Here is a 21,081-nt window from a genome sequence, read left to right as displayed (position 1 = left end):
CCCGGGCAGCTATGCCCCGGGCGGCCGGGGGCAGGCCGCGCCAGCGGCAAGCGGCGCGGCGCCGCAGGCACTATACGGCGCTCCGCAGGAGGCGCCGGAATTGCCGGCCTTCCCGGAGCTGGAGCTGATCGGTCAGCATCATGGCACTTACCTGATTGCACAAAATCAGGAAGGCCTGTACTTGATCGATCAACATGCCGCACACGAGCGTGTCAATTACGAATATTACTATGAGAAATTCGGGCATCCAGCGGATGCTTCCCAAGAGCTGCTGCTGCCGATTACCCTTGAATTTACGCCATCTGACAGTGAAAAGCTGAAGGAGAGATTATCCTGGTTCGAAAAGGTCGGGGTGATCCTAGAGCACTTTGGCGGGGGAACCTTCCGCGTCGTGTCACACCCGTACTGGTTCCCGGGCGGGGAAGAAGCTTCGATCATCGAGGAGATGGCGGAATGGGTGCTTAGCGAACGTGCGATCGACCTCTCCAAGCTGCGGGAGAAATCGTCCACCTTAGTATCCTGCAAGGCGTCGATTAAGGCGAATCAGAAGATTACGGCAGAAGAGGCAGATACTTTATTGCAGCGGCTTGCCGCCTGCAAGCAGCCTTATACTTGTCCGCACGGACGGCCGATCATTATTTCATTCTCGAATTATGATCTGGAGAAGTTGTTCAAGCGGGTTATGTGAACGGAGGAATTTATGTTTTGATTATAACAACAGGTGAACATAGCGCTGAGGAGTCGGTGCAGCGTGCGATGGCCCTCTCCAAGCAATCAGGGGCCAGATTTGTTCCGCGAAATCGGATGTCACTGACCAAATTGGCCGAGCGCTACGGAGATGACGATATTCTCGTTATTCTGGCAGGTGGTGCAAGACTGCATCGGACAGGGGCGGAGCCGCTCTCCTTCCATCCCAGCATGGCTTTCGTCCGGGGGAAGCGCCTTCTTCGCGGCGAGCCGGATGCGATGCTCGAAGCGGCTGGCGTACGCCCGGGCGATACAATTATTGATTGCACGGCTGGTCTGGGCGCTGATTCTTCGGTGTTCTCTCTGGGCGCGGGGCCTTCCGGGCGAGTTCTCGCCCTGGAAGATTCCTTACCTCTCTGGGCGCTCCTAACGGAAGGTCTTGCGTATTATGAGTCGAGCGTGGCTGACTATAACGCGGCGCTGCGGCGGATCGAGACCAGGCATGTCCATCACTTGCAGGCGCTTCGGGGGATGTCGGACAAGAGTGCGGATGTCGTCTATTTCGATCCTATGTTCCGCCATCCGATTATGGAATCGGCAGCGATCTCCCCGCTTCGTACTTTTGCCAACAATGAAGGGTTAAGTCAGGAGGCGGTCAAGGAAGCCTGCCGGGTTGCCCGCAGAAGCGTTGTGCTGAAAGAAAAGATGGGGAGCGAAGAGTTTGCAAGACTTGGCTTCCGGGAGGCCCGGCGCGCTCATACCAAAATTGTCTACGGAGTGATTTCACTTGATGATTAACGACAGACCGAACTTGCTTGTACTGGTCGGCCCGACAGCAGTCGGCAAGACGAAGCTGAGCATTGAGATTGCCAAGGCCTTCTCCTGTGAGATCATATCCGGTGATTCCATGCAAGTTTATCGTGGTATGGATATCGGTACCGCCAAAATACAGCCTTCTGAAATGGAAGGAATCCCCCACCATCTGATCGATGTGCTCAATCCGGATGAACCGTTCTCGGTAGCGCAGTTTCAGGATAGCTGCCGGCAACTGATTCCCGCGATTGGGGAGCGGGGCAAGCTGCCGTTCATTGTCGGGGGAACGGGCCTGTATGTGGAATCTGTCTGTTATGAGTATCAATTCACAGATACAGGCGGCGACGAAGGATTCCGCTCGCAGATGCAATGTATAGCAGATGAGGAAGGGAACGAAACGCTGCACGCCAGATTAGCAGCTGTCGATCCCAAATCTGCAGAGAAACTGCATCCTAATGATGTGCGCCGGGTAATCCGGGCTTTGGAAATATATCATCTGAGCGGGACAACTTTATCCTCGCAGTTGGAGTCACAGAATAAGCAGTCTCCATACAACTTATGCATCATCGGTTTGACAATGGACCGTCAAATGCTTTATAACCGTATTGAGCAGCGAATCGATGAGATGATGGAAGTCGGACTTGTAGATGAGGTCAGAAGCTTGCTTGGCCAAGGCTTCACCCGAAACCTTATTTCTATGCAGGGTTTGGGTTACAAGGAAATCCTCGAGCACTTGGAAGATGGGGTTCCCTTGGAGGATGCTGTGACCAAGCTGAAGCGGGATACGAGACGATTCGCGAAGAGACAGCTCTCCTGGTTTCGGCATATGAAGGACATATCCTGGGTGGATGTGACCGATCATAAAAATTTTTCCGGGAATTTAGAGGCTGTACGTGCTATAATAGCAGGAAAGTTTCAGTTAAATCTTGAATATAAATCTAAATACTAATTGATCCTATTGGGGGTACGACGAATGAACAAATCCATCAACATCCAAGATACATTTTTGAACCAGCTTCGCAAAGAGAGTATACCCGTAACCGTATTTTTGACGAACGGCTTCCAAATTCGCGGAACGATCAAAGCCTTTGATAATTTTACGATTGTCATTGACAGCGATGGACGCCAGCAAATGGTGTATAAGCATGCGATTTCTACCTTCCAGCCACAGCGCAATGTATCCCTGATGCAGGAGTCTGCGGGAGAGGTATAATTTGGAGTTTGAAACTTTTTGACCTTCAGTACGTTTAAAGGTATAGGACTAAGAGTGGAGCAACCTGATCAAAGGTTGTTCTTTTCTTTCCGACTAAGAATACTGGTCATTAGAGAAAAACAATCATCTGTCGATTTTGCTGTCAAGTGAGACTGGTATGAAGGGAGTCAGAGAAAAATGTCTACTAAGAGACCTTCCAGACTGGAAAGGAGCAGCAACCCGAGTCACAAGCCGGCCAAGCCGAAAGGAACAAAAAAGAGAAAACTTACGGCAAGACGGATTATGTGGACGTTATTTTTCACTGTAGCGATTGCCATTATATGCGCGATTGCGGGATATCTCTATATTACCGTCAACGGTGAGAGAATTCTGAGCGAAAATGAGGATAAGCTGTTTATTTATGAAACTTCGAAGGTATATGATCGCAATGGAAATATGATGGGCGAATTGTCGGTGGACCGCAGCGAGCCTGTAGACTCCGATAAAATCCCTGATCTTGTGAAAAAAGCATTCGTTGCTACAGAAGATAGACGTTTTTATGAACATAAAGGCGTTGACCTATGGTCCATCGGACGCGCTGCTGTGAAGGACGTCATGGCCCGTTCACTCGTTGAAGGGGGCAGTACGATTACGCAACAGCTGGCCAAGAACATGTTCTTGAGCCGCGACAAAACCTTCTTCCGTAAAGCAACCGAAATGTCAATTGCCATGGCATTGGAGAACCATAAGACGAAGGATGAGATTATTACACTCTATTTGAACCGGATTTTCTTCGGTCAGAAAGCGTATGGAATCAAGGCTGCGTCACAACGTTATTTCGGAGTCAGCAATCTGGAAGATTTGAAGCTGTGGCAGATTGCCTCCTTGGCGGCGATTCCGAAAGGCCCGTCCAAGTACAATCCGGTAGCCAATCCGGAACTGTCCAAGCAGCGCCGGGGTGTCGTGCTTGATCTGATGTTCGAGCAAGGTTATATTTCGGCCGAAGAACGCGATGAAGCAAAGGCTGTGGATTATGATTATGTTCCGCCGGTGAAAAACGAGAGCTATCTGGCTTTCAAGGATTATGTCATTAAGGAAGCCGAGGAGAAGTACGGGCTGACAGAAGACGATCTGAACCGCGGTGGATACAAAATTTATACAACGATGGATGCTCAGGCGCAAAAAGCGGTTGAAAAAGCATTCGACAACGATGATTTCTTTGAGAAAAGCAAGGATGATCAGCAGGTCCAGGCCTCGATCGTTATTATGAACCATCAAAATGGCAGCTTAATTGCTATGCTGGGCGGACGCGACTATCAGCGCAAAGGCTTCAGTCGCATTGAAAGCCGCAGACAGCCTGGTTCAGCCTTCAAACCGATCGTGTCCTATGGTCCTGCGCTGGAGTCCGGCAAGTTTAATGTGAACTCGCAGATCAGCAATGAGAAGCAGTGCTTCGGCGACTATTGCCCGCGCAACTTGCATGGTTATTCCAAGACGATCGATATGACCACGGCGTTGACCAAGTCCGAGAATATCCCGGCCGTATGGTTATTAAATCAGGTTGGAGTTAAGACAGGTGTGAAGTACGCCGAGGAAATGGGCATCAAGATGGATAAGAATGACACCAACCTGGCGATTGCGCTCGGCGGTCTTACGTATGGTACGAATACCATGGAAATGGCTGGAGCCTTCAGCGTGTATGCGAATGGCGGGGAGTATAACGCACCTTATTCCATCAAGCTGATTAAGGATCATGGCGGCAAGGATCTGTTCACTTACAATCCGCCGAAGTCAAAGCGGGTATTTAGCGAGACCACCGCTTATTACATGACGCAGATGCTGCAGAATGTTGTTAACGATGGGACGGGCCGACGTGCTAAAATCGATCGTCCGCTGGCCGGTAAGACAGGAACGACGCAGCATGGTATTCCAGGTCTGAAGAGCAGCAAGAACCGTGACGTCTGGTTTGTTGGTTACACCCCGGAATGGACAGCTGCAATTTGGGAGGGTTATGACAAACCGGATAAGGACCACCTGCTCAACGGCAGCAGTGGTCAAGCCGCGTCCTTGTTCGCGACGATCATGAAGGAAGCGCTCAAAGGTGTTCCAGTGAAGGACTTCCCTGTTCCTTCCAGCCTGGAGAAAACTCCGGAGCCGCCGCAGGAAGAAGTTCAAGTTACAGCACCTGGCGATTTGAACGGTTCCTACGATGAAGGAACAGGAACCGTTACCCTGAACTGGACGGGTGTGGATCAGCCTGGTGTGAACTATCGCATCTACAAGAGAGAGGCTGCGGCATCGGAATTTGTGCGCTATATGGATGTAGTCACCACGTCAGCCGAAGACCTGACTGTGACGCCAGGAACCGATTATGAGTATTATGTAACGGTCTACGATCCGTCGAGCGACGCCGAGAGTCAGCCGTCGAACATCGCTCAGGTCTCGGTTCCTGCTGAAGATAACGGTGGAGAGGGCGAAATTATTCCGCCTCCAGATGGCGGTAATACACCAAATCCTGGTGAAGGCGGCAACGGTGAAATAACGCCTCCACCTAATGGTGGGGGAACGGGGGAGTCCGGCAATGGCGGCACACAGCCTCCTGGCGGTGAAGGAACAGGACCAGGAAACGGTACCGGGACTGAGCCCGGCAATGGGGGCAACGATGGAAGTGAATCTACGGGGACTACCCCAGGTGATTCCAGCACCAATCCGCCAGGTACAGGTACCGACCAATCCGGCAATAGTACTGGCGTTCAGGACAGCGGTACCGGTGGAATGTAGACCGCCTCGGGTCTCAAGGATATTCCCAAAGATATAGATACACCGAGATGTGAAAAGGTTAGAAATAGGATTGCGATAGAACCCCGATGTTCTTACAAAAGCATCGGGGTTCTTTTGCGTATTTTTTTTGCGGTTTTTGCAGATTCGTTTTTGAGTGAACCCCTCAAATGTGGTAAGCTGAAAGTACATTGTGCCAGAGAGGTTTTGAACATGAAGCGAAAATTCGGAGATCGTGCGAACTGGCGCCGCGTGACCCAGCGCCAGTTCAAATCGAAGTATGTTGAAGGTGACACATTTACAGGTTATGCCACGTTTTATGGCATTAATGCCCTGCGGGACCCTCTTTGGAAGACGTATGGAGGTCATACCTTTCGCATTGCCGATAAGGGTTACACCTGGCTTCAATACTATCCTAAAGGAGCCCACTATGTAGTAACTGCGATGTTTGATGACCGTGGAAGCATTGTGGAATGGTATATCGACGTATGTAAAACCCAGGGTGTTACGGATCAGGGTGTCCCGTGGTTTGATGATTTGTACCTGGATATTGTTGTTCTGAAGAACGGCGAGGTGTTCTTGCTGGATGAAGATGAGTTGGATGATGCACTGAGCCGCGGTCTTATCAGCGTTAGAGACTATGATTTGGCGAAGGAGACGGCCCGCGATGTGATGAAACTGATTAAGAATCAAGCGTTCCCTTATTTTGCGATGTCGCTTGAGCATTACCGGACCGGCTACGTTCAATCTGATTCTAGCAATCCTGGAGGTTAATGATGGCTCAATACCGCACAAGCTCGCCGTATGTCGGGAACAGAAGAAGGGGCAAACGCAAATTCGTCTGGGTTCTGCGCATGGGGTTGACATGCATTCTTATCGGCATTTTATGGTCGGTTTATGCATTGGCTCAGATCGGCAGTGTATACAGGAATACGGCTGCGACGACTGCCGCTTCGGTGCCTGCAGATGTAGGTATTATACTTGGTGCAGCGATGTGGGGCGATCAGCCCAGTCCGGGACTGCAGGAGCGGCTTGAGCAAGGGATCGCTGCTTACAAGGCCGGCCGCTTCCACACGTTCATACTGACGGGTGGGCTGGACAAGCCGGACTACCGTTACACAGAAGCGGAAGGAATGGCGATCTACCTCGAGCAGCACGGTATTCCGAAGGAAGCGATTCTGCTTGAGAACAAAGCGACCAGCACCTATGAAAATTTAAAATTCAGCAAGGAGATTATGGAGGAGCAGGGGTTAACCTCGGCGGTGATTATTACCCACACTTTTCACGGCAACCGTTCTTATGAGATTGCGAAAGCGCTGGATTATTCCAACCCCAAGCTATCGCTTACAGAGACGCATGTGCTTAAGCGTGTTCCTACCATCTTGCGTGAAATTTTGGCTTATACGAAATGGAAGATAGATTCTGTATTGCTCGCTATTGGCTGGAAATGACAAAACTTCTAATATCGGACGGGGAAAGAGAATACATTTAAAGTGCGTGTTTAAAAAGTCAGACTTTCAGCACCGAGAAGGTTGGGTGAAGCTAGCGACTGAGGAGCGGAGCGTATGAAGTTTGTACGTAAGCAACAGAAGGCTCGGATGAATTCAAGCTTCGAGTGCTGCTTCGTGATCAAAGGGGACTTTTTAAACAACCTCAAAAATGTGTAAGCCCCTACCCTATAAAGAGGTGATCTACGCTATGTCAGGGCGAGTAATGGCCAGAAGTGGCCCTCCCGAGGAGAGGCCTTCAAGACAAATCAATATTGTTCTGCGCAACTCGGAGCCGCCGGTTGTCTCGCAGAGTGTTCCGGACAGTGAAGCTCATCCAACTGCCAAAGTTGTGCCGCAGAATAGTCTGTTTACAGATCTGCAGAAGGAATTGGACGGATTGGTGGGGTTGGATCATATTAAAGAATTGATGTATGAGATATTTGCACTCCTGCAAATCGCCTCAATGCGCTCAGAAGCTGGACTGCTGTCCGGGGCGCAGGTGTTCCATATGGTCTTCAAAGGCAATCCGGGAACCGGCAAGACGACCGTCGCCCGATTAGTGGCTAAATTTTTTCAGAAAATGGGTGTGCTTAGCAAAGGCCATCTGATCGAGGTCGAACGGGCAGACCTGGTAGGAGAATATATCGGGCATACGGCCCAGAAGACTCGCGATTTGGTCAAGAAGGCGATGGGCGGCATTCTGTTTGTGGATGAAGCCTATAGTTTGGCACGCGGCGGTGAGAAGGATTTTGGCAAGGAAGCTATTGATACATTGGTTAAAGCGATGGAAGATTCGAAGAACCAGTTCATTTTGATCCTTGCGGGGTATTGCGACGAGATGGATTTCTTTCTGGACACCAATCCGGGATTGCCTTCGCGCTTCCCGATTGTAATGGAGTTTCCGGACTACACGATCGATCAGTTGATTCAGATCGCGGAAGGTATGGCCAAGGAACGCGACTATATTTTGATGCCGCAGGCGATTGTTAAATTGAAACAGCATCTGCTGCGGGAGAAGATGGAAGGCGAGCATGTGTTCAGCAATGCCAGACATGTCCGCAATGTCATTGAGCGTGCGATTCGGCATCAGGCCGTGCGCATTCTGAATCAATATAGCGGTGGCTCGCCCGGTAAATTGGAGCTAATGACGATTCGCACCGAGGACTTGAAGCTTGATAAGTAATTTGCTTGAGCATTTATTTATGCAGCTGTTTCCTTCAAACTGAATGAGTTATTTTAAACATAGAAGTTAGATATCTCCAGGGGGAGGCAAAGTTCCAGTACAGTCTTGTTTGTTTAGGATATAGCTTTTTTTGTCTGGAATTGGTTGACCTGGATCTTGTGACGAGAAGTTGAACCTGTGGTTGACGCGGTTGGACGGCCGTTCCGCATTTTTGCCGGAGCGGTTGGCCGACAGTACCATAAGGTTCAGCTTTTCAAATGATGTGCAGCGAGAATGTGAGGGAATAAGGGAGAGAAAAGTTGGATGGCGGTATTTTCAGAAGACATAGTAACCAGGATGGAAGAGGCGGAACGTCAAGCTGAACAGCAGTTCCGTGTAATGGATCGTATTGTGGACAAAAATCAGTTCAAAGTGATCGAAGCTTTTCAGAAGCATCATGTGAGCGATTTTCATTTCGCAGGTTCGACCGGCTATGCTTATAACGACCGGGGGCGCGAAGTGCTTGACCTTGTCTATGCAGATGTGTTTGGCGCAGAGGCGGCGCTGGTTCGCCCGCATTTTGCTTCCGGTACGCATACTATTTCTACAGCGCTTTTTGGCGTGCTGCGTCCTGGGGATGGGCTGCTCTATATTACAGGCAAGCCTTATGATACGCTGCATAAGGTGATCGGCAAGCCTGGGGATGGAACGGGTTCTTTGCAGGATTTTGGAATCATGTATGACGATGTGGCATTGCGGGCTGACGGCATGGTCGATTGGGATATGGTGGCCGAGAAAATAACGCCCCAGACAAAGGTGATCGGTATCCAGCGCTCGCGTGGATATGATTGGCGAGATTCCTTCACCGTAGAGCAAATTGGCGAGATGGTAAAGCGCGTGAAGTCATTGTCCCCAAGCTGTATCGTTTTTGTCGATAACTGCTATGGAGAATTTACCGAGGAGCAGGAGCCAACAGAAGTAGGAGTCGATTTGATGGCAGGCTCACTGATCAAAAATCCCGGCGGTGGGCTGGCCGAGACCGGCGGATATATTTGCGGACGAGCTGAACTGGTGGAGCTGGCGGCGAATCGTTTGACTGCGCCGGGCATCGGCGGAGAAGTTGGTGCCATGCTGGGTACGACTCGGGGGATCTACCAGGGCTTGTTCCTGGCTCCAACAATCGTAGGACAAGCCGTTAAGGGAAGTATTCTGGCTGCAGCCTTATTCGAGAGAGTTGGCTTTGATAGTAAGCCACGCTGGAATGATCCGCGTACGGATCTGATCCAGGCGATCTCCTTCAGCAGCTCGGAGCATCTGATCGCTTTTGTTCAAGGCATTCAGCGGGCAGCAGCTGTTGACGGACATGTTGTGCCTGAGCCATGGGATATGCCGGGGTATGAACATCCGGTTATTATGGCGGCGGGAACGTTTATTCAAGGGGGAAGTCTCGAGTTATCCGCGGATGCGCCGATTCGTGAACCTTATATCGCTTATATGCAGGGCGGACTTACCTACTCCCACGTTAAGTTCGGTCTGTTGACCGCATTGCAGACGATGAAGGATCGTCATCTGCTATAAAATTCTTGTGAGTAAACCTGACACTACTATTGACATGTCAGAATAACTTACATATCATTAATTTATGATAATTAAACTGGAAGGTTGAGAGCGATGAGTGACGAAATTCGCAGAAATATGGCCTTGTTTCCGATTGGTATCGTGATGAAGCTTACGGATTTAACAGCTCGGCAAATTCGTTATTACGAACAGCATGAGTTGATTGTACCCGCGCGCACATCCGGGAACCAACGTCTGTTTTCCTTTAATGATGTGGAACGTCTGCTCGAGATTAAAGCCTTGATTGATAAGGGAGTTAATATTGCTGGTATTAAGCAGGTGATTGCTCCGGCTAATGGCGAATCTGAAGAAGCAACTGTAATGACGCGGGACACTGAAGAAAAACGCAAGGAAATACCGACTTCTGAGCTCTATCGCATGCTGAAGCAGGAATTGTTCACGAAGCAACGTCCTGGTCAGGTTTCATTAATCCAGGGGGAATTATCCCGCTATTTTAAATTAAAATAACTGTTGGGAGATGTTAGCGTGAGTTACACCAAGGAAGATATTCTGCGAATCGCCAAAGAAGAGAATGTCCGCTTTATCCGTCTGCAATTTACAGATTTGCTCGGAACGATTAAGAACGTAGAAATTCCGGTAAGCCAGTTGGAGAAAGCGCTGGACAACAAGATGATGTTCGACGGTTCATCCATTGAAGGTTATGTGCGGATCGAAGAATCTGACATGTATCTGGTTCCGGATTTGGAAACCTGGGTTATCTTTCCTTGGATTAGCGAGGATCGGATTGCCCGCTTAATCTGCGATGTGTACATGCCTGATGGTACGCCATTCGCCGGTGACCCGCGCAATATCCTGAAGCGTGTGCTGAAGGAAGCCGAAGAGCTGGGCTACACTTCGATGAATGTCGGCCCTGAGCCAGAATTCTTCCTGTTCAAGACGGATGAGAAGGGCAACCCCACTATGGAGTTGAATGACCAAGGGGGGTATTTCGACCTTGCACCGACGGACCTTGGTGAGAACTGCCGCCGTGAGATCGTGCTAACGCTTGAAGAAATGGGCTTTGAAATCGAAGCATCCCACCATGAGGTAGCTCCTGGCCAACACGAAATTGACTTCAAATATGCGAAGGCCATTAAAGCTGCTGACCAAATTCAAACCTTCAAATTGGTTGTTAAGACGATCGCTCGTCAGCATGGCTTGCATGCTACATTTATGCCGAAGCCGCTGTATGGCGTGAGTGGTTCCGGAATGCACTGTCACCAATCCCTGTTCAAGGGGAAGACAAATGCTTTCTATGATGAGAAGGATGAGCTTGGCCTGAGCCAGGACGCTCGCCATTACATGGCCGGTATTTTGACCCATGCGCGCGCTTTTGCCGCTGTAACTAACCCAACTGTGAACTCTTATAAACGTCTCGTGCCCGGTTATGAAGCACCATGTTATGTAGCCTGGTCCTCCAGCAACCGCAGCCCGATGATTCGTATTCCGGCTTCCCGCGGGATTAGTACTCGCGTTGAGGTCCGCAACCCTGACCCGGCTGCTAACCCATACCTTGCCCTTGCTGTAATGCTTAAGGCGGGTCTGGATGGCATCAAGAGAAAGCTGCCGCTTGTTCAACCGGTTGATCGTAACATCTATGTGATGTCTGATGAAGAGCGGATCGAAGAAGGTATTCCAAGCTTGCCAGTAGACCTCAAGGAAGCGATTGGTGAATTGGTGCGCAGCGACATCATGGCTGAAGCGCTTGGCGATCATGCGATGACCCACTTCTATGAATTGAAAGCCATCGAATGGGATATGTTCCGCATGCAAGTCCACCAATGGGAACGCGACCAATATATGACTTTGTACTAATCGAGGAATCCCTTGCGCCGTATGGCGTGGGGGATTTTTATAGTTGGGCGAAATATAAGCTGCAAGGCTGGATTCACAAAGTGCCCGGCAGATGTCCAACAAAGTGCCCAACAAATGCCTGACCTAACTACAAGCCGATAACTGTTGCCCATCCTAAAATGGTACAAGTATGTACTATATAGACGGAAAATAGGTGAATATGTCCAAACTGTTTATCAAAAGTTGAATAGGATAGGGTGTACTTTAAAACAAGGAGGTAAGCACACATGGGTGAAGTCGTTGGCGGTGTAGGTTGCGGCGGTGGATTCGGAGGAGGACTGTTTACATCAACAGCAGCAATTTTGGTGCTCTTCATTCTGCTTGTCATCATTACAAGGGCCTTCTTTATTTAATTGATTCGTTTTAGTTGCGTGACTACGGTGTCATTTGTAGCGCAATCGAAATCCGATGACACCGGGTCAATAGCTCCGCTGGCTTTATGCCGGCGGAGCTTATTTATTTTCTGATACAACTTGCTTTAGAAAGGACCGCGGCGGATATTGAATGTAAGATAATATTTAGTTACCTTCGCTTGATTGTACGCACAAAAGCCACGATTGAAAAAATCAGTGCAGTCAGACTGGAAGCAAAAACTAGAAATTTCACGTTTCTTACCCCATTATCGCGTAGTAGTATATAGTCACATCAAGAAAGATGCTGCACGCCTAAAATGATAATTATTACGCCCAACATGATAACTGCTTTTCCTGCAAACTTTACATATAAAATCCTTGCTTCACTGGGATCCCTGTCATCCCCGATTCTTTTAAACCACCAAGAATACGGATTTTTAATGGCATATATGCCTACGGCAATCGCGACGATACCTAATAATAGGCTAAAGTAAAATATATGATCACTCCTTATTAGCTCTTATTAGCGAATCATAAGTTTAAGTAAACCAAATGGTTCCATTTGATTTTTGGGGGAATTTAGGGTCATCCCCAATCGCTCTTGCGAACAACATCTCTGACTCTCGTCCTACGTATAATCCCCGGCAATATGTCCTTCAGAGCTAAAAAAATTTGGTTGAATCGTGTATAAATGAGTAAGAACGAACCAGATCGGCTTAATGCCTCTCACGGATACTACTTATTTGGGGATTATGTGATTTCCAGTGTCTTACAATAAATACGATAGCATAATAAAGAAGAGGGTCAAGTAGGCGGAGGCAACAAGGAACTGGTATGGTGTATTGAATACCTTTAGCCTGTCCCGGAACATAAATAATGTCCTTAGAACTTCCCGCAGGGAAGCCCAAGGACGGAGTTGTATTCTGATTTGCTGACCTTTTGAAGCATTTGGGTCAGACTCGCATGCTAGAAGGTGAGGATAGGAGGGGGAGATCCCCCTTATGTTCTATTAATCAGGCATAATCCAAACAATTTCGCAAATGCGAACAATAAACTTCTTATGTCTTTCTTCAAGCACGACATGGTCTGGTTTGACATCGATGAGGCATCCGTCAAGTCTGCCGCGGGTAGTTTCAAGAACGACAACATTCCCCTTAAGTGACATCAAACACTCGACGACGCAATGATCTACAGGGTGAACAACGATAGATTGAGGCATGTGATGCTTATAGGGCATGTTAGATGTATTGGGCATATTAGACATATTAGCCATTGTGGGCATTTGGTACATCATAGGATAATTGCTCAAAAAATTACCTCCCAATTTAATTTATAGGCCATTCTATGCTCATGCCTATAAAGCAACTGGGCAGCGGCCCAGTTACAAAATAAAATTTATTCAACGAGTTAGAAGCGGACTTTGCGTTAAAAGACGAATCGTAAAAAATGACAACATAAAAAGGCATCCCTGATGGGATGCCTTATGTCATCGTTGCAGCATAAACCGTTGATACTAGGCGCTTGCTGTCAATTTTGACGGATCGCTTCTATTTTCCCGCTCGATGGGGATTTGTTCAGACAGGCACAATCCATTGTATTACATGAAGATTAATGAAAATCCCGGAAGAGGCCGATGACTTTGCCGAGGATGCTTACATGCTTCAAACGCAGGGGCTCCATGGTCGAATTCTCCGGTTGAAGACGGATATGATCCTTTTCCTTGTAGAAGGTCTTGACCGTTGCTTCATCTTCCTCAGTCATCGCTACGACGATATCGCCGTTATTCGCGGTCTGCTGTTGTCTTACGATAACATAATCGCCATTATGAATTCCGGCTTCAATCATGCTCTCGCCGACAACGGATAACATGAAAATCTCGCCATCGTTCGCATAATGATTAGGCAGCGGAAAGTAATCCTCTATATTCTCGGTTGCCGTGATCGGCACGCCTGCTGTTACTTTGCCGACGACAGGAACGCGTGCCACCGAATGGGCGAACAGGCCGGCGCTTTCGGATTCCTCGCCAAGCAGCTCAATAGCTCTCGGTTTGGTAGGGTCGCGTCGAATGAATCCTTTCTTCTCCAGACGATCCAGATGTCCGTGTACCGTAGAGCTGGAGGCTAGTCCAACGGCTTCTCCAATTTCACGGACGGAGGGCGGATATCCTTTCGTTCGTACTTCGCTGCGAATAAATTCCAAGATTGCTTGCTGGCGGCTGGACACCTTAGACATAACCAATCAACTCCACTTAGTAACGTTTGGAAAAATTATAACATAGAACTGCCGTTCGTACAAACATAAGTTCTAACATATGCGTTTTTAATCCCGTTTTATAACTATCTGCCGAATAGAAGCCGTAAAATGCTGCAAAAAAAATAGAGAACGAATGTTCGAAAAAGTATTGAATCAAACAAATGTTCGTGTTATATTAATTTCAGTAATAAGAACACTTGTTTGGAGTGAGGAAAATGCTTAAATATAGCACTTATAAGAGTATTTATACGGAGCCAGTTCATAAATCTGCTATTTCGTCAGGGAGCCGGAGTGCCCATCTTTCTAGAACCGCTAAGAGAACGATGCTGGTGCTAGTACTGCTATTGTTAACCTGTACAGGAGTAGTCTCGGCTTTTGCCTCATCAAATGATAATGCGGATAAGAAACCGTTGGAGACAGTTATTGTGATGCCGGGTGATACGTTATGGGAGATTGCTTCCGAGCATAAACCCCAAGGCAAAGACATTAGAAAATATATAGATTCAATTAGACGTGTTAATGGAAAGCATGTAAGTTCGATACAAGCCGGAGAAGTGCTGGTTCTCCCTAATTGAGCTGCTGTAGGTTCGTTCTGACAAGTCCGCGAAATGAATGTCGATACTGTTTTACGATGAAGGAAAATTACTATATAATGAAGAGAGCTTGCACTAAAGGCGGCACTGCCTTGACAAGCTCTTTTTCTCATGTCAGAGTATGAATAATTGTTGCTTTGCATGAGTAGTAAATGCGGCTTGCATCTGAACCTTTCTATATTATGAGGATGAGAGCTGTAATCATAAAAGATTAACGACTTGGGGAGGGAATTATGGATATAGAATCTGTTGTTGCGCGAATCAATGAATTGGCCCGCAAACATAAATCTGTTGGATTAACCGAAGAAGAGATTCTGGAGAGAGCGAAGCTACGCGAGAGATATCTCGAGAATTTCCGGGCGAATTTCCGTCAAAGATTAGAACAAATCGAAATCGTCGATGAATAAGCCGGCCCCTGGGGCTGGCTATACATAACATGTGGCTTGCGACATGTACGGGGCTTGATGGGCTGGACAAGGCGTAGGCTTATCATGTTGATAGCGCTATTAATATGAGGAGGACAAAGTATGGGTTCATTTGACAGAAAAGTAGAACGCAATCAAAAAAGACTGAACCAAAAAGGGAAAGGGCCTACGATTACGACAGGCAAGGCATCCGATCCGCGGAGATCGCTGGGTGCAAGAGGGGAGGGCGACATTTTCCGGGGGCGAAATATCATCCTGCCGGGCGTGTTAGTGTTCATCGCCTTGTTGTATTCAACCGTTGGAATGATCGGTAATTCAGCAGATATGAGTACCTGGCTCTATTGGCTGACGATTGGGCTGTACTTACTGCTTGCCTTCACTTTGTTCATGAGAAGACCCTACCTACGGATTAACAAGAACTGGGTATATACAACCAAGTACAACCGCGATCGTATTCTGGAAGCGGGCAACATTAGCAAAATCAAAGTGAGCCGCAAGAAGATTATGATCGTGCCCAAGATCAAGGATGCGAACTGGGTATTCTATCGTACCCGCAATCAGTTTGATACGGCAGCTATGGGAGACCGCCTGGAGCAGTTCGCACATACTCATCATGTTCCGTTTGAGAGAGAATAAGAAATTTCCGGAGAGCGCATAGCAAGTGATGCATTTTGGCATGGGAGAGGGAGGAGTGGTCGAAGTGACCATAAAAGCGGTATGCTTTGATTTGGATGATACATTGCTCTGGGATGACCGGAGCGTAAAAGAGGCTTTCGAGGAGACCTGCCGCAAGGCTGAAGCAGTAACAGGCTGCAACCCGACAGAACTGGAAGCAGCTGTCCGCAGGGAAGCTAGGGAATTGTATGAATCCTATGAGACATTTTCTTTTACGAAAATGATCGGGATCAATCCATTTGAAGGGCTTTGGGCTAACTTCTCTGCTGGGGAACAGCCGGAGTTCCGTCAGCTTGAAGAGCTGGCACCGATCTATCGCAAGGAATCCTGGCATCGCGGCTTGCTTGCCCTAGGCATCGCTAACGAAGAATTAGCTGCCGAGCTTGCGGAAGGCTTTGCTGCAGAACGCCGGGGACGTGCTTATGTATATGAAGAGACGTTCCAAATTTTGCAGGAGCTCAAAGGGAAGGTTAAGCTGCTTCTATTAACGAATGGCTGCCCTGCCCTGCAGCAAGAGAAGCTGGATGGAGTGCCGGAACTATCCGGTTACTTCGATAAGATCATTATCTCCGGCAGCTTTGGCAAAGGCAAACCGGATTCCACGATTTTCAGGCATGCGCTTGAGCAATTAGGAACAGAGCCCGAAGAAACCTTAATGGTTGGGGACAAGCTCACGACCGATATTCGCGGAGCCCTTAGCGTTGGCATTAAAGCCGTTTGGATCAATCGGGATGAGAAGACCCGTAATGATGAGATTGTGCCGAATTATGAAATTTCTCACCTGTCCCAATTGCACCAGATTATGGACGAATTAGCTTAAAAGATCTCGTTGTTAAGATTCATGAGGAAAGGAAGATAGCATGCGGAGAAGAGGCTGGAGTGTTCTGTTATTCGCACTTGTTCTCATTGTGATTAGTGGTTGTGGAGATAAAAAATCCGACAATCATGCAGACAACATGGCTATGGAACCCATTCAGGTGGAACTTCAAGTGAATCCGACGGAGATTCAAGCAGGCGAGAAGGTTCGTTTTGAGGCCAAGGTTACGCAACAAGGGAAGACGGTAGATGACGCGAAAGAGGTTATGTTTGAGATCTGGAAGGACGGGGATCCCGAGGAACAGCATAGTAAAGTCACCGTTAAGAGCGCTGGAGAGGGAACCTACGTGCTGGAGAAGACCTTTAAAGAGGCGGGCAACTATCAAGTGATCTCCCATGTTACGGCCAGAGATCAGCATTCGATGCCATCGGAGAAATTTACAGTTCATGAGTAAAGCTAAGGATGCAAAATGTTGTATTTAAAGACTGCTCTTCATTACGAGGGGCAGTTTTTTTATGTCTTCATTGTGTTGCATATTTGTAAAGGCGGCCCCTCATTCCTTAGGGGATAGAGGGCCATATTAGTTCGGCACAGAACGAAGTGCAGAGGGAGAAGGCCGCGTTTTACTCATTCAAGCAAAACGCAGAGAATTACGAACGTTTTTAATTTCCTTACGAAATTTATTCGTGTTTCCAATTCTCATTAGCTTGATGCGATTACCTGTTCATTAAGTGACTTTTCATAGAGTTAAATATCTGCTGTGATGGGATGGCCGCGTTTGAGTCAACGCTTCAAATTCAGTGCTAAGGTCAGTCATGGCGCGCACTTTCCGATTTGCAATTGCATCTTTTCTTAATGGCAGACTTCTGATACACTAAAACTTAACGTTTTGCGGGAGGGATTGAACATGAGTAAACCAAGTCTAGAGTCCAGAATGAAAGAACGAATATTAATCCTCGATGGGGCTATGGGCACCATGATTCAGCAGAAGGACCTGTCACCGGCCGATTTTGGCGGGGAAGACCTGGACGGTTGTAATGAAATGCTTGTGCTCACCCGTCCGGATGTGATTCAGAACATTCATGAGCAATACTTGGAAGCGGGAGCCGATCTAATTGAGACAAATACATTTGGCGCCACCTCCATAGTCCTTGCCGAATACGGGCTGCAGGACCAAGCGCGCGAGATTAACCTGGCGGCTGCGCGTCTGGCGATTGCTGCGGCTGATAAATATAGCACGTCGGATCATCCGCGTTATGTTGTTGGTGCGCTTGGCCCCACGACAAAGACATTGTCGGTTACAGGTGGAGTAACTTTTGACGAACTGATAGACAGTTATGAAGAACAAGCGCTGGCACTCATCGAGGCGGGCGTCGATGTACTGCTGCTTGAGACATCACAGGATACGTTAAATGTAAAGGCGGGAAGCATCGGAATTACCCGAGCTTATGAGAAGTCCGGAATCAGACTGCCGCTGATGATATCTGGTACGATTGAGCCGATGGGAACGACCCTGGCTGGACAGAATATCGAAGCCTTCTATATCTCGCTGGAGCATTTGAAGCCGATCTCGATTGGACTCAACTGTGCAACAGGACCCGAATTCATGCGTGATCATATCAGAACTTTATCCGATATGGCCAGAACGGCGATAAGCTGCTATCCAAATGCCGGGCTGCCTGATGAGAATGGTAATTATCACGAATCACCGGATTCGCTGGCCCAGAAGCTGGCAGGTTTTGCTGAGCAAGGCTGGCTGAACATCGCAGGTGGCTGCTGTGGGACGACCCCGGCTCATATTGCTGCTATGGCGGATAAGATGAGCCGCTATGAACCGAGAGCGATTCGCGGCGAGCATCCGCCGGCATTATCCGGTATAGATCCCGTTTATGTTGAAGCGGACAACCGTCCGTATATGATTGGAGAGAGAACGAACGTCCTCGGATCGCGCAAGTTCAAACGCCTTATCGTCGAGGGCAAATATGAGGAGGCGTCGGAGATCGCCCGTGCTCAAGTGAAGAATGGAGCTCAGGTCATCGATGTCTGCGTCCAGGACCCGGATCGCGATGAAGCCCAGGATATACAGCTTTTCTTGGAGCTTGTAGCCAAGAAGGTGAAGGTGCCGCTGATGATCGATACGACGGATTCCAAGGTGCTGGATCTCGCTCTGACATACTGTCAGGGCAAGTCGATAATTAACTCCATTAATCTTGAAGATGGCGAAGAAAAATTCGAGAACGTAACTCCGCTGATTCACAAATATGGGGCAGCGGTTGTTGTTGGTACGATCGATGAGCAAGGACAAGCGATCACGAGGGAGGGCAAACTGGCAGTGGCCAAGCGTTCGCATGATTTGCTCGTGGGCAAGTATGGCCTTTCCGCGGAGGATATTATATTTGATCCATTGGTGTTTCCGGTCGGAACAGGAGATGAGCAATATATAGGCTCAGCTAAGGAGACGATCGAAGGCATTCGTCTAATTAAGCAGGAGCTGCCAGCTTGTCATACCGTGCTTGGAATCAGCAACGTCTCCTTCGGCTTGCCGGAAGCGGGACGTGAGGTGCTAAACTCCGTCTTTCTGTATGAATGTACGAAGGCAGGGCTCGATTATGCGATTGTGAATACCGAGAAGCTGGAACGTTATGCTTCCATTCCAGAGGAAGAACGTAAATTAGCTGAAGAGCTGATCTATAATACGAATGACGAGACTTTGGCTGCGTTTGTTGCTGCTTTCCGTAACAAGAAGGTAGAGAAGAAGGAGAAGGCGATAAATCTTTCTCTCGAGGAGCGGCTCGCTTCTTACGTAGTAGAAGGCACAAAAGAAGGACTGATTCCCGATCTGGAGGAAGCGTTGAATCGCTACAGCGCGCTTGAGGTCATCAACGGTCCGCTGATGGCAGGCATGGAAGAGGTCGGACGGCTATTCAACAACAACGAGCTTATCGTGGCGGAGGTGCTGCAGAGTGCTGAGGTCATGAAGGCGTCCGTAGCCTTCCTGGAGGACTTTATGGAGAAGAATGAGACATCTGTCAAAGGCAAGATCCTGCTGGCTACCGTGAAGGGCGATGTGCATGATATCGGTAAAAACCTGGTGGAAATCATTCTCTCCAATAACGGTTACAAAATCGTGAATTTGGGCATAAAAGTACCACCGGAGCGTATTATTGAAGCTTACCGCGAGGAGAAAGCCGATGCGATCGGGCTATCCGGTCTGCTCGTTAAGTCGGCGCAGCAGATGGTTGCTACCGCTCAAGATCTGCGCGGAGCAGGAATCGATGTGCCGATCATGGTTGGCGGAGCGGCGCTGACACGCAAATTCACAAGGACAAGGATTCGTCCCGAGTATAATGGACTTGTCGTTTATGCCAAGGATGCGATGGATGGGCTCGATCTGGCCAATAAGCTGATGGATAAGGAACAGCGTGAGAAGATGCGGCTGGACATGGAAGTGGAGAAAGAAGCGGATTCCAAGGTCGCCGAGAAGGCTCCGCTGCCACAGCTAACCCGGGTTGAACGCTCAAAAATATCGCTGGATGTGCCGGTATATCAGCCGCCTGATCTGGAACGTCATATTTTAAGAGATTATCCGATTCAGCACATTATTCCGTATATTAACATGCAAATGCTCTTAGGCCATCATTTGGGATTGCGGGGCTCGGTGGAGCAGCTGCTCGCCAAGAACGATCCGAAGGCCGTTCAATTGAAAGAGACGGTGGACGAGATACTGGCACATGCCGCCCGTGACGGTATTATTCGGGCGAATGCAATGTATCGCTTCTTCCCGGCACAATCATCAGGCAATGATATTATCGTGTACGCTCCGGAAGATCACAGTAAAGTTCTCAAAACCTTCAGCTTCCCAAGACAACAGGTTGAACCGTATTTATGCCTGGCGGATTTTCTCAAGCCTGTGGATAGTGGTATGATGGATTATGTAGGTTTCCTCGTCGTTACGGCTGGACAAGGTGTCCGTGAATTGTCAGAGAAATGGAAGGACAGCGGAGATTACTTGCGGTCGCATGCGCTGCAGGCCGTTGCTTTGGAGACGGCTGAAGCTCTTGCCGAACGGGTGCATCATATTATGCGCGATATTTGGGGCTTCCCGGATCCTCAGGATATGACGATGAAGCAGCGCCATGGAGCCAGATATCAAGGTATAAGAGTCTCCTTTGGATATCCGGCATGTCCGAATCTGGAGGATCAAGGCCCGTTATTCGAGCTGATGAAGCCGGAGGATATCGGCGTTGAGCTGACGGAAGGATTTATGATGGAGCCGGAGGCTTCCGTCTCTGCCATGGTATTTGCGCATCCTCAGGCTCAATACTTTAATGTAGATAAAGCCTAGATTGAATAGCGAGAACCCTCCGGTTTA

General features: G+C 48.5%; 21 protein-coding genes. 18 read left to right on the top strand and 3 right to left on the bottom strand.

From position 1 onward, the window contains the following. The 12 genes from DMN77_RS22650 to DMN77_RS24070 form a co-directional block, all read left to right on the top strand. On the top strand, positions 1–688 hold a 688-nt coding region (locus tag DMN77_RS22650), incomplete at its 5' end, for a DNA mismatch repair MutL family protein (RefSeq protein ID WP_483874241.1). A 17-nt stretch (positions 689–705) separates the two neighbouring features. Continuing rightward, positions 706–1,485 (top strand): class I SAM-dependent methyltransferase, encoded by a 780-nt coding sequence (locus DMN77_RS22645; protein ID WP_179016363.1) that lies wholly within the window; start codon positions 706–708, stop codon positions 1,483–1,485. After that, positions 1,478–2,449: a tRNA (adenosine(37)-N6)-dimethylallyltransferase MiaA gene (gene miaA / locus DMN77_RS22640; protein WP_179016362.1), complete on the top strand. Its 972-nt coding sequence runs from the start codon at positions 1,478–1,480 to the stop codon at positions 2,447–2,449. Before DMN77_RS22645 ends, miaA begins: the two co-directional genes overlap by 8 nt. Before the next feature lie 24 nt (positions 2,450–2,473). Beyond that, positions 2,474–2,713, top strand: a complete 240-nt coding sequence (hfq, locus tag DMN77_RS22635; RefSeq protein WP_068781586.1) for an RNA chaperone Hfq — start codon at positions 2,474–2,476, stop codon at positions 2,711–2,713. Positions 2,714–2,890: 177 nt separating this feature from the next. Continuing rightward, entirely contained in the window at positions 2,891–5,473 is a 2,583-nt protein-coding gene (locus tag DMN77_RS22630) for a PBP1A family penicillin-binding protein (protein WP_179016361.1), read from the top strand. A gap of 210 nt (positions 5,474–5,683) precedes the next feature. Then, positions 5,684–6,244, top strand: a complete 561-nt coding sequence (locus DMN77_RS22625; RefSeq protein ID WP_068781585.1) for a ribonuclease FAU-1 family protein — start codon at positions 5,684–5,686, stop codon at positions 6,242–6,244. Continuing rightward, complete coding sequence (locus tag DMN77_RS22620) at positions 6,244–6,921, top strand: YdcF family protein (protein ID WP_256872549.1); 678 nt, start codon at positions 6,244–6,246, stop codon at positions 6,919–6,921. Before DMN77_RS22625 ends, DMN77_RS22620 begins: the two co-directional genes overlap by 1 nt. A gap of 247 nt (positions 6,922–7,168) precedes the next feature. Then, positions 7,169–8,143 carry an AAA family ATPase gene (locus tag DMN77_RS22615; RefSeq protein ID WP_179016360.1) on the top strand — a complete coding sequence of 325 codons (975 nt, stop codon included), beginning with the start codon at positions 7,169–7,171 and terminating at the stop codon, positions 8,141–8,143. 303 nt (positions 8,144–8,446) lie between these two features. Next, positions 8,447–9,700, top strand: coding sequence for a methionine gamma-lyase family protein (locus DMN77_RS22610; protein ID WP_179016359.1), 1,254 nt, complete (start codon positions 8,447–8,449; stop codon positions 9,698–9,700). A gap of 93 nt (positions 9,701–9,793) precedes the next feature. Further along, positions 9,794–10,207 (top strand): MerR family transcriptional regulator, encoded by a 414-nt coding sequence (locus tag DMN77_RS22605; RefSeq protein WP_068781581.1) that lies wholly within the window; start codon positions 9,794–9,796, stop codon positions 10,205–10,207. Positions 10,208–10,225: 18 nt separating this feature from the next. After that, entirely contained in the window at positions 10,226–11,554 is a 1,329-nt protein-coding gene (glnA, locus tag DMN77_RS22600; protein ID WP_068781580.1) for a type I glutamate--ammonia ligase, read from the top strand. Between the two features lie 266 nt (positions 11,555–11,820). After that, positions 11,821–11,946 (top strand): hypothetical protein, encoded by a 126-nt coding sequence (locus DMN77_RS24070; protein WP_256872548.1) that lies wholly within the window; start codon positions 11,821–11,823, stop codon positions 11,944–11,946. Positions 11,947–12,238: 292 nt separating this feature from the next. Here DMN77_RS24070 and DMN77_RS24350 read toward each other — a convergent pair whose 3' ends face one another. From DMN77_RS24350 to lexA, 3 genes are all read right to left on the bottom strand, one after another. Next, positions 12,239–12,418: a DUF6199 family natural product biosynthesis protein gene (locus DMN77_RS24350; RefSeq protein ID WP_483874242.1), complete on the bottom strand. Its 180-nt coding sequence runs from the start codon at positions 12,416–12,418 to the stop codon at positions 12,239–12,241. Between the two features lie 537 nt (positions 12,419–12,955). Continuing rightward, positions 12,956–13,255, bottom strand: coding sequence for a DUF2642 domain-containing protein (locus tag DMN77_RS22595; RefSeq protein ID WP_306294287.1), 300 nt, complete (start codon positions 13,253–13,255; stop codon positions 12,956–12,958). A gap of 299 nt (positions 13,256–13,554) precedes the next feature. Then, positions 13,555–14,178: a transcriptional repressor LexA gene (lexA, locus tag DMN77_RS22590; RefSeq protein WP_068781579.1), complete on the bottom strand. Its 624-nt coding sequence runs from the start codon at positions 14,176–14,178 to the stop codon at positions 13,555–13,557. A 350-nt stretch (positions 14,179–14,528) separates the two neighbouring features. On the opposite strand from lexA, the gene DMN77_RS22585 reads away from it, so the two are divergent. From DMN77_RS22585 to metH, 6 genes are all read left to right on the top strand, one after another. Beyond that, entirely contained in the window at positions 14,529–14,774 is a 246-nt protein-coding gene (locus DMN77_RS22585) for a LysM peptidoglycan-binding domain-containing protein (RefSeq protein ID WP_372776443.1), read from the top strand. A gap of 251 nt (positions 14,775–15,025) precedes the next feature. After that, positions 15,026–15,199 (top strand): DUF896 domain-containing protein, encoded by a 174-nt coding sequence (locus DMN77_RS22580; protein WP_082790141.1) that lies wholly within the window; start codon positions 15,026–15,028, stop codon positions 15,197–15,199. 120 nt (positions 15,200–15,319) lie between these two features. After that, complete coding sequence (locus tag DMN77_RS22575; RefSeq protein ID WP_068781577.1) at positions 15,320–15,853, top strand: hypothetical protein; 534 nt, start codon at positions 15,320–15,322, stop codon at positions 15,851–15,853. 64 nt (positions 15,854–15,917) lie between these two features. Next, entirely contained in the window at positions 15,918–16,712 is a 795-nt protein-coding gene (locus DMN77_RS22570; RefSeq protein ID WP_195714284.1) for an HAD family hydrolase, read from the top strand. Positions 16,713–16,752: 40 nt separating this feature from the next. Then, entirely contained in the window at positions 16,753–17,163 is a 411-nt protein-coding gene (locus tag DMN77_RS22565) for a FixH family protein (protein WP_179016358.1), read from the top strand. Between the two features lie 453 nt (positions 17,164–17,616). Continuing rightward, positions 17,617–21,054 carry a methionine synthase gene (gene metH / locus DMN77_RS22560; protein WP_068781574.1) on the top strand — a complete coding sequence of 1,146 codons (3,438 nt, stop codon included), beginning with the start codon at positions 17,617–17,619 and terminating at the stop codon, positions 21,052–21,054. Positions 21,055–21,081: the final 27 nt, after the last annotated feature.

The organism is Paenibacillus sp. 79R4, assembly GCF_013393165.1.
Classification (GTDB): domain Bacteria; phylum Bacillota; class Bacilli; order Paenibacillales; family Paenibacillaceae; genus Fontibacillus.
This window is presented reverse-complemented; position numbering and strand designations above follow the sequence as displayed.

What these genes read in the sequence shown, in the direction of transcription:
- hfq (WP_068781586.1), top strand. Translation starts at nt 2,474, where the DNA reads ATGAACAAATCCATCAACATCCAAGATACATTTTTGAACCAGCTTCGC.
- metH (WP_068781574.1), top strand. Translation starts at nt 17,617, where the DNA reads ATGAGTAAACCAAGTCTAGAGTCCAGAATGAAAGAACGAATATTAATC.
- DMN77_RS24070 (WP_256872548.1), top strand. Translation starts at nt 11,821, where the DNA reads ATGGGTGAAGTCGTTGGCGGTGTAGGTTGCGGCGGTGGATTCGGAGGA.
- miaA (WP_179016362.1), top strand. Translation starts at nt 1,478, where the DNA reads ATGATTAACGACAGACCGAACTTGCTTGTACTGGTCGGCCCGACAGCA.
- DMN77_RS22610 (WP_179016359.1), top strand. Translation starts at nt 8,447, where the DNA reads ATGGCGGTATTTTCAGAAGACATAGTAACCAGGATGGAAGAGGCGGAA.
- DMN77_RS22630 (WP_179016361.1), top strand. Translation starts at nt 2,891, where the DNA reads ATGTCTACTAAGAGACCTTCCAGACTGGAAAGGAGCAGCAACCCGAGT.
- DMN77_RS22615 (WP_179016360.1), top strand. Translation starts at nt 7,169, where the DNA reads ATGTCAGGGCGAGTAATGGCCAGAAGTGGCCCTCCCGAGGAGAGGCCT.
- DMN77_RS22565 (WP_179016358.1), top strand. Translation starts at nt 16,753, where the DNA reads ATGCGGAGAAGAGGCTGGAGTGTTCTGTTATTCGCACTTGTTCTCATT.
- DMN77_RS22625 (WP_068781585.1), top strand. Translation starts at nt 5,684, where the DNA reads ATGAAGCGAAAATTCGGAGATCGTGCGAACTGGCGCCGCGTGACCCAG.
- DMN77_RS22575 (WP_068781577.1), top strand. Translation starts at nt 15,320, where the DNA reads ATGGGTTCATTTGACAGAAAAGTAGAACGCAATCAAAAAAGACTGAAC.
- lexA (WP_068781579.1), bottom strand. Translation starts at nt 14,178, where the DNA reads ATGTCTAAGGTGTCCAGCCGCCAGCAAGCAATCTTGGAATTTATTCGC.
- DMN77_RS22605 (WP_068781581.1), top strand. Translation starts at nt 9,794, where the DNA reads ATGAGTGACGAAATTCGCAGAAATATGGCCTTGTTTCCGATTGGTATC.
- DMN77_RS22620 (WP_256872549.1), top strand. Translation starts at nt 6,244, where the DNA reads ATGATGGCTCAATACCGCACAAGCTCGCCGTATGTCGGGAACAGAAGA.
- DMN77_RS22580 (WP_082790141.1), top strand. Translation starts at nt 15,026, where the DNA reads ATGGATATAGAATCTGTTGTTGCGCGAATCAATGAATTGGCCCGCAAA.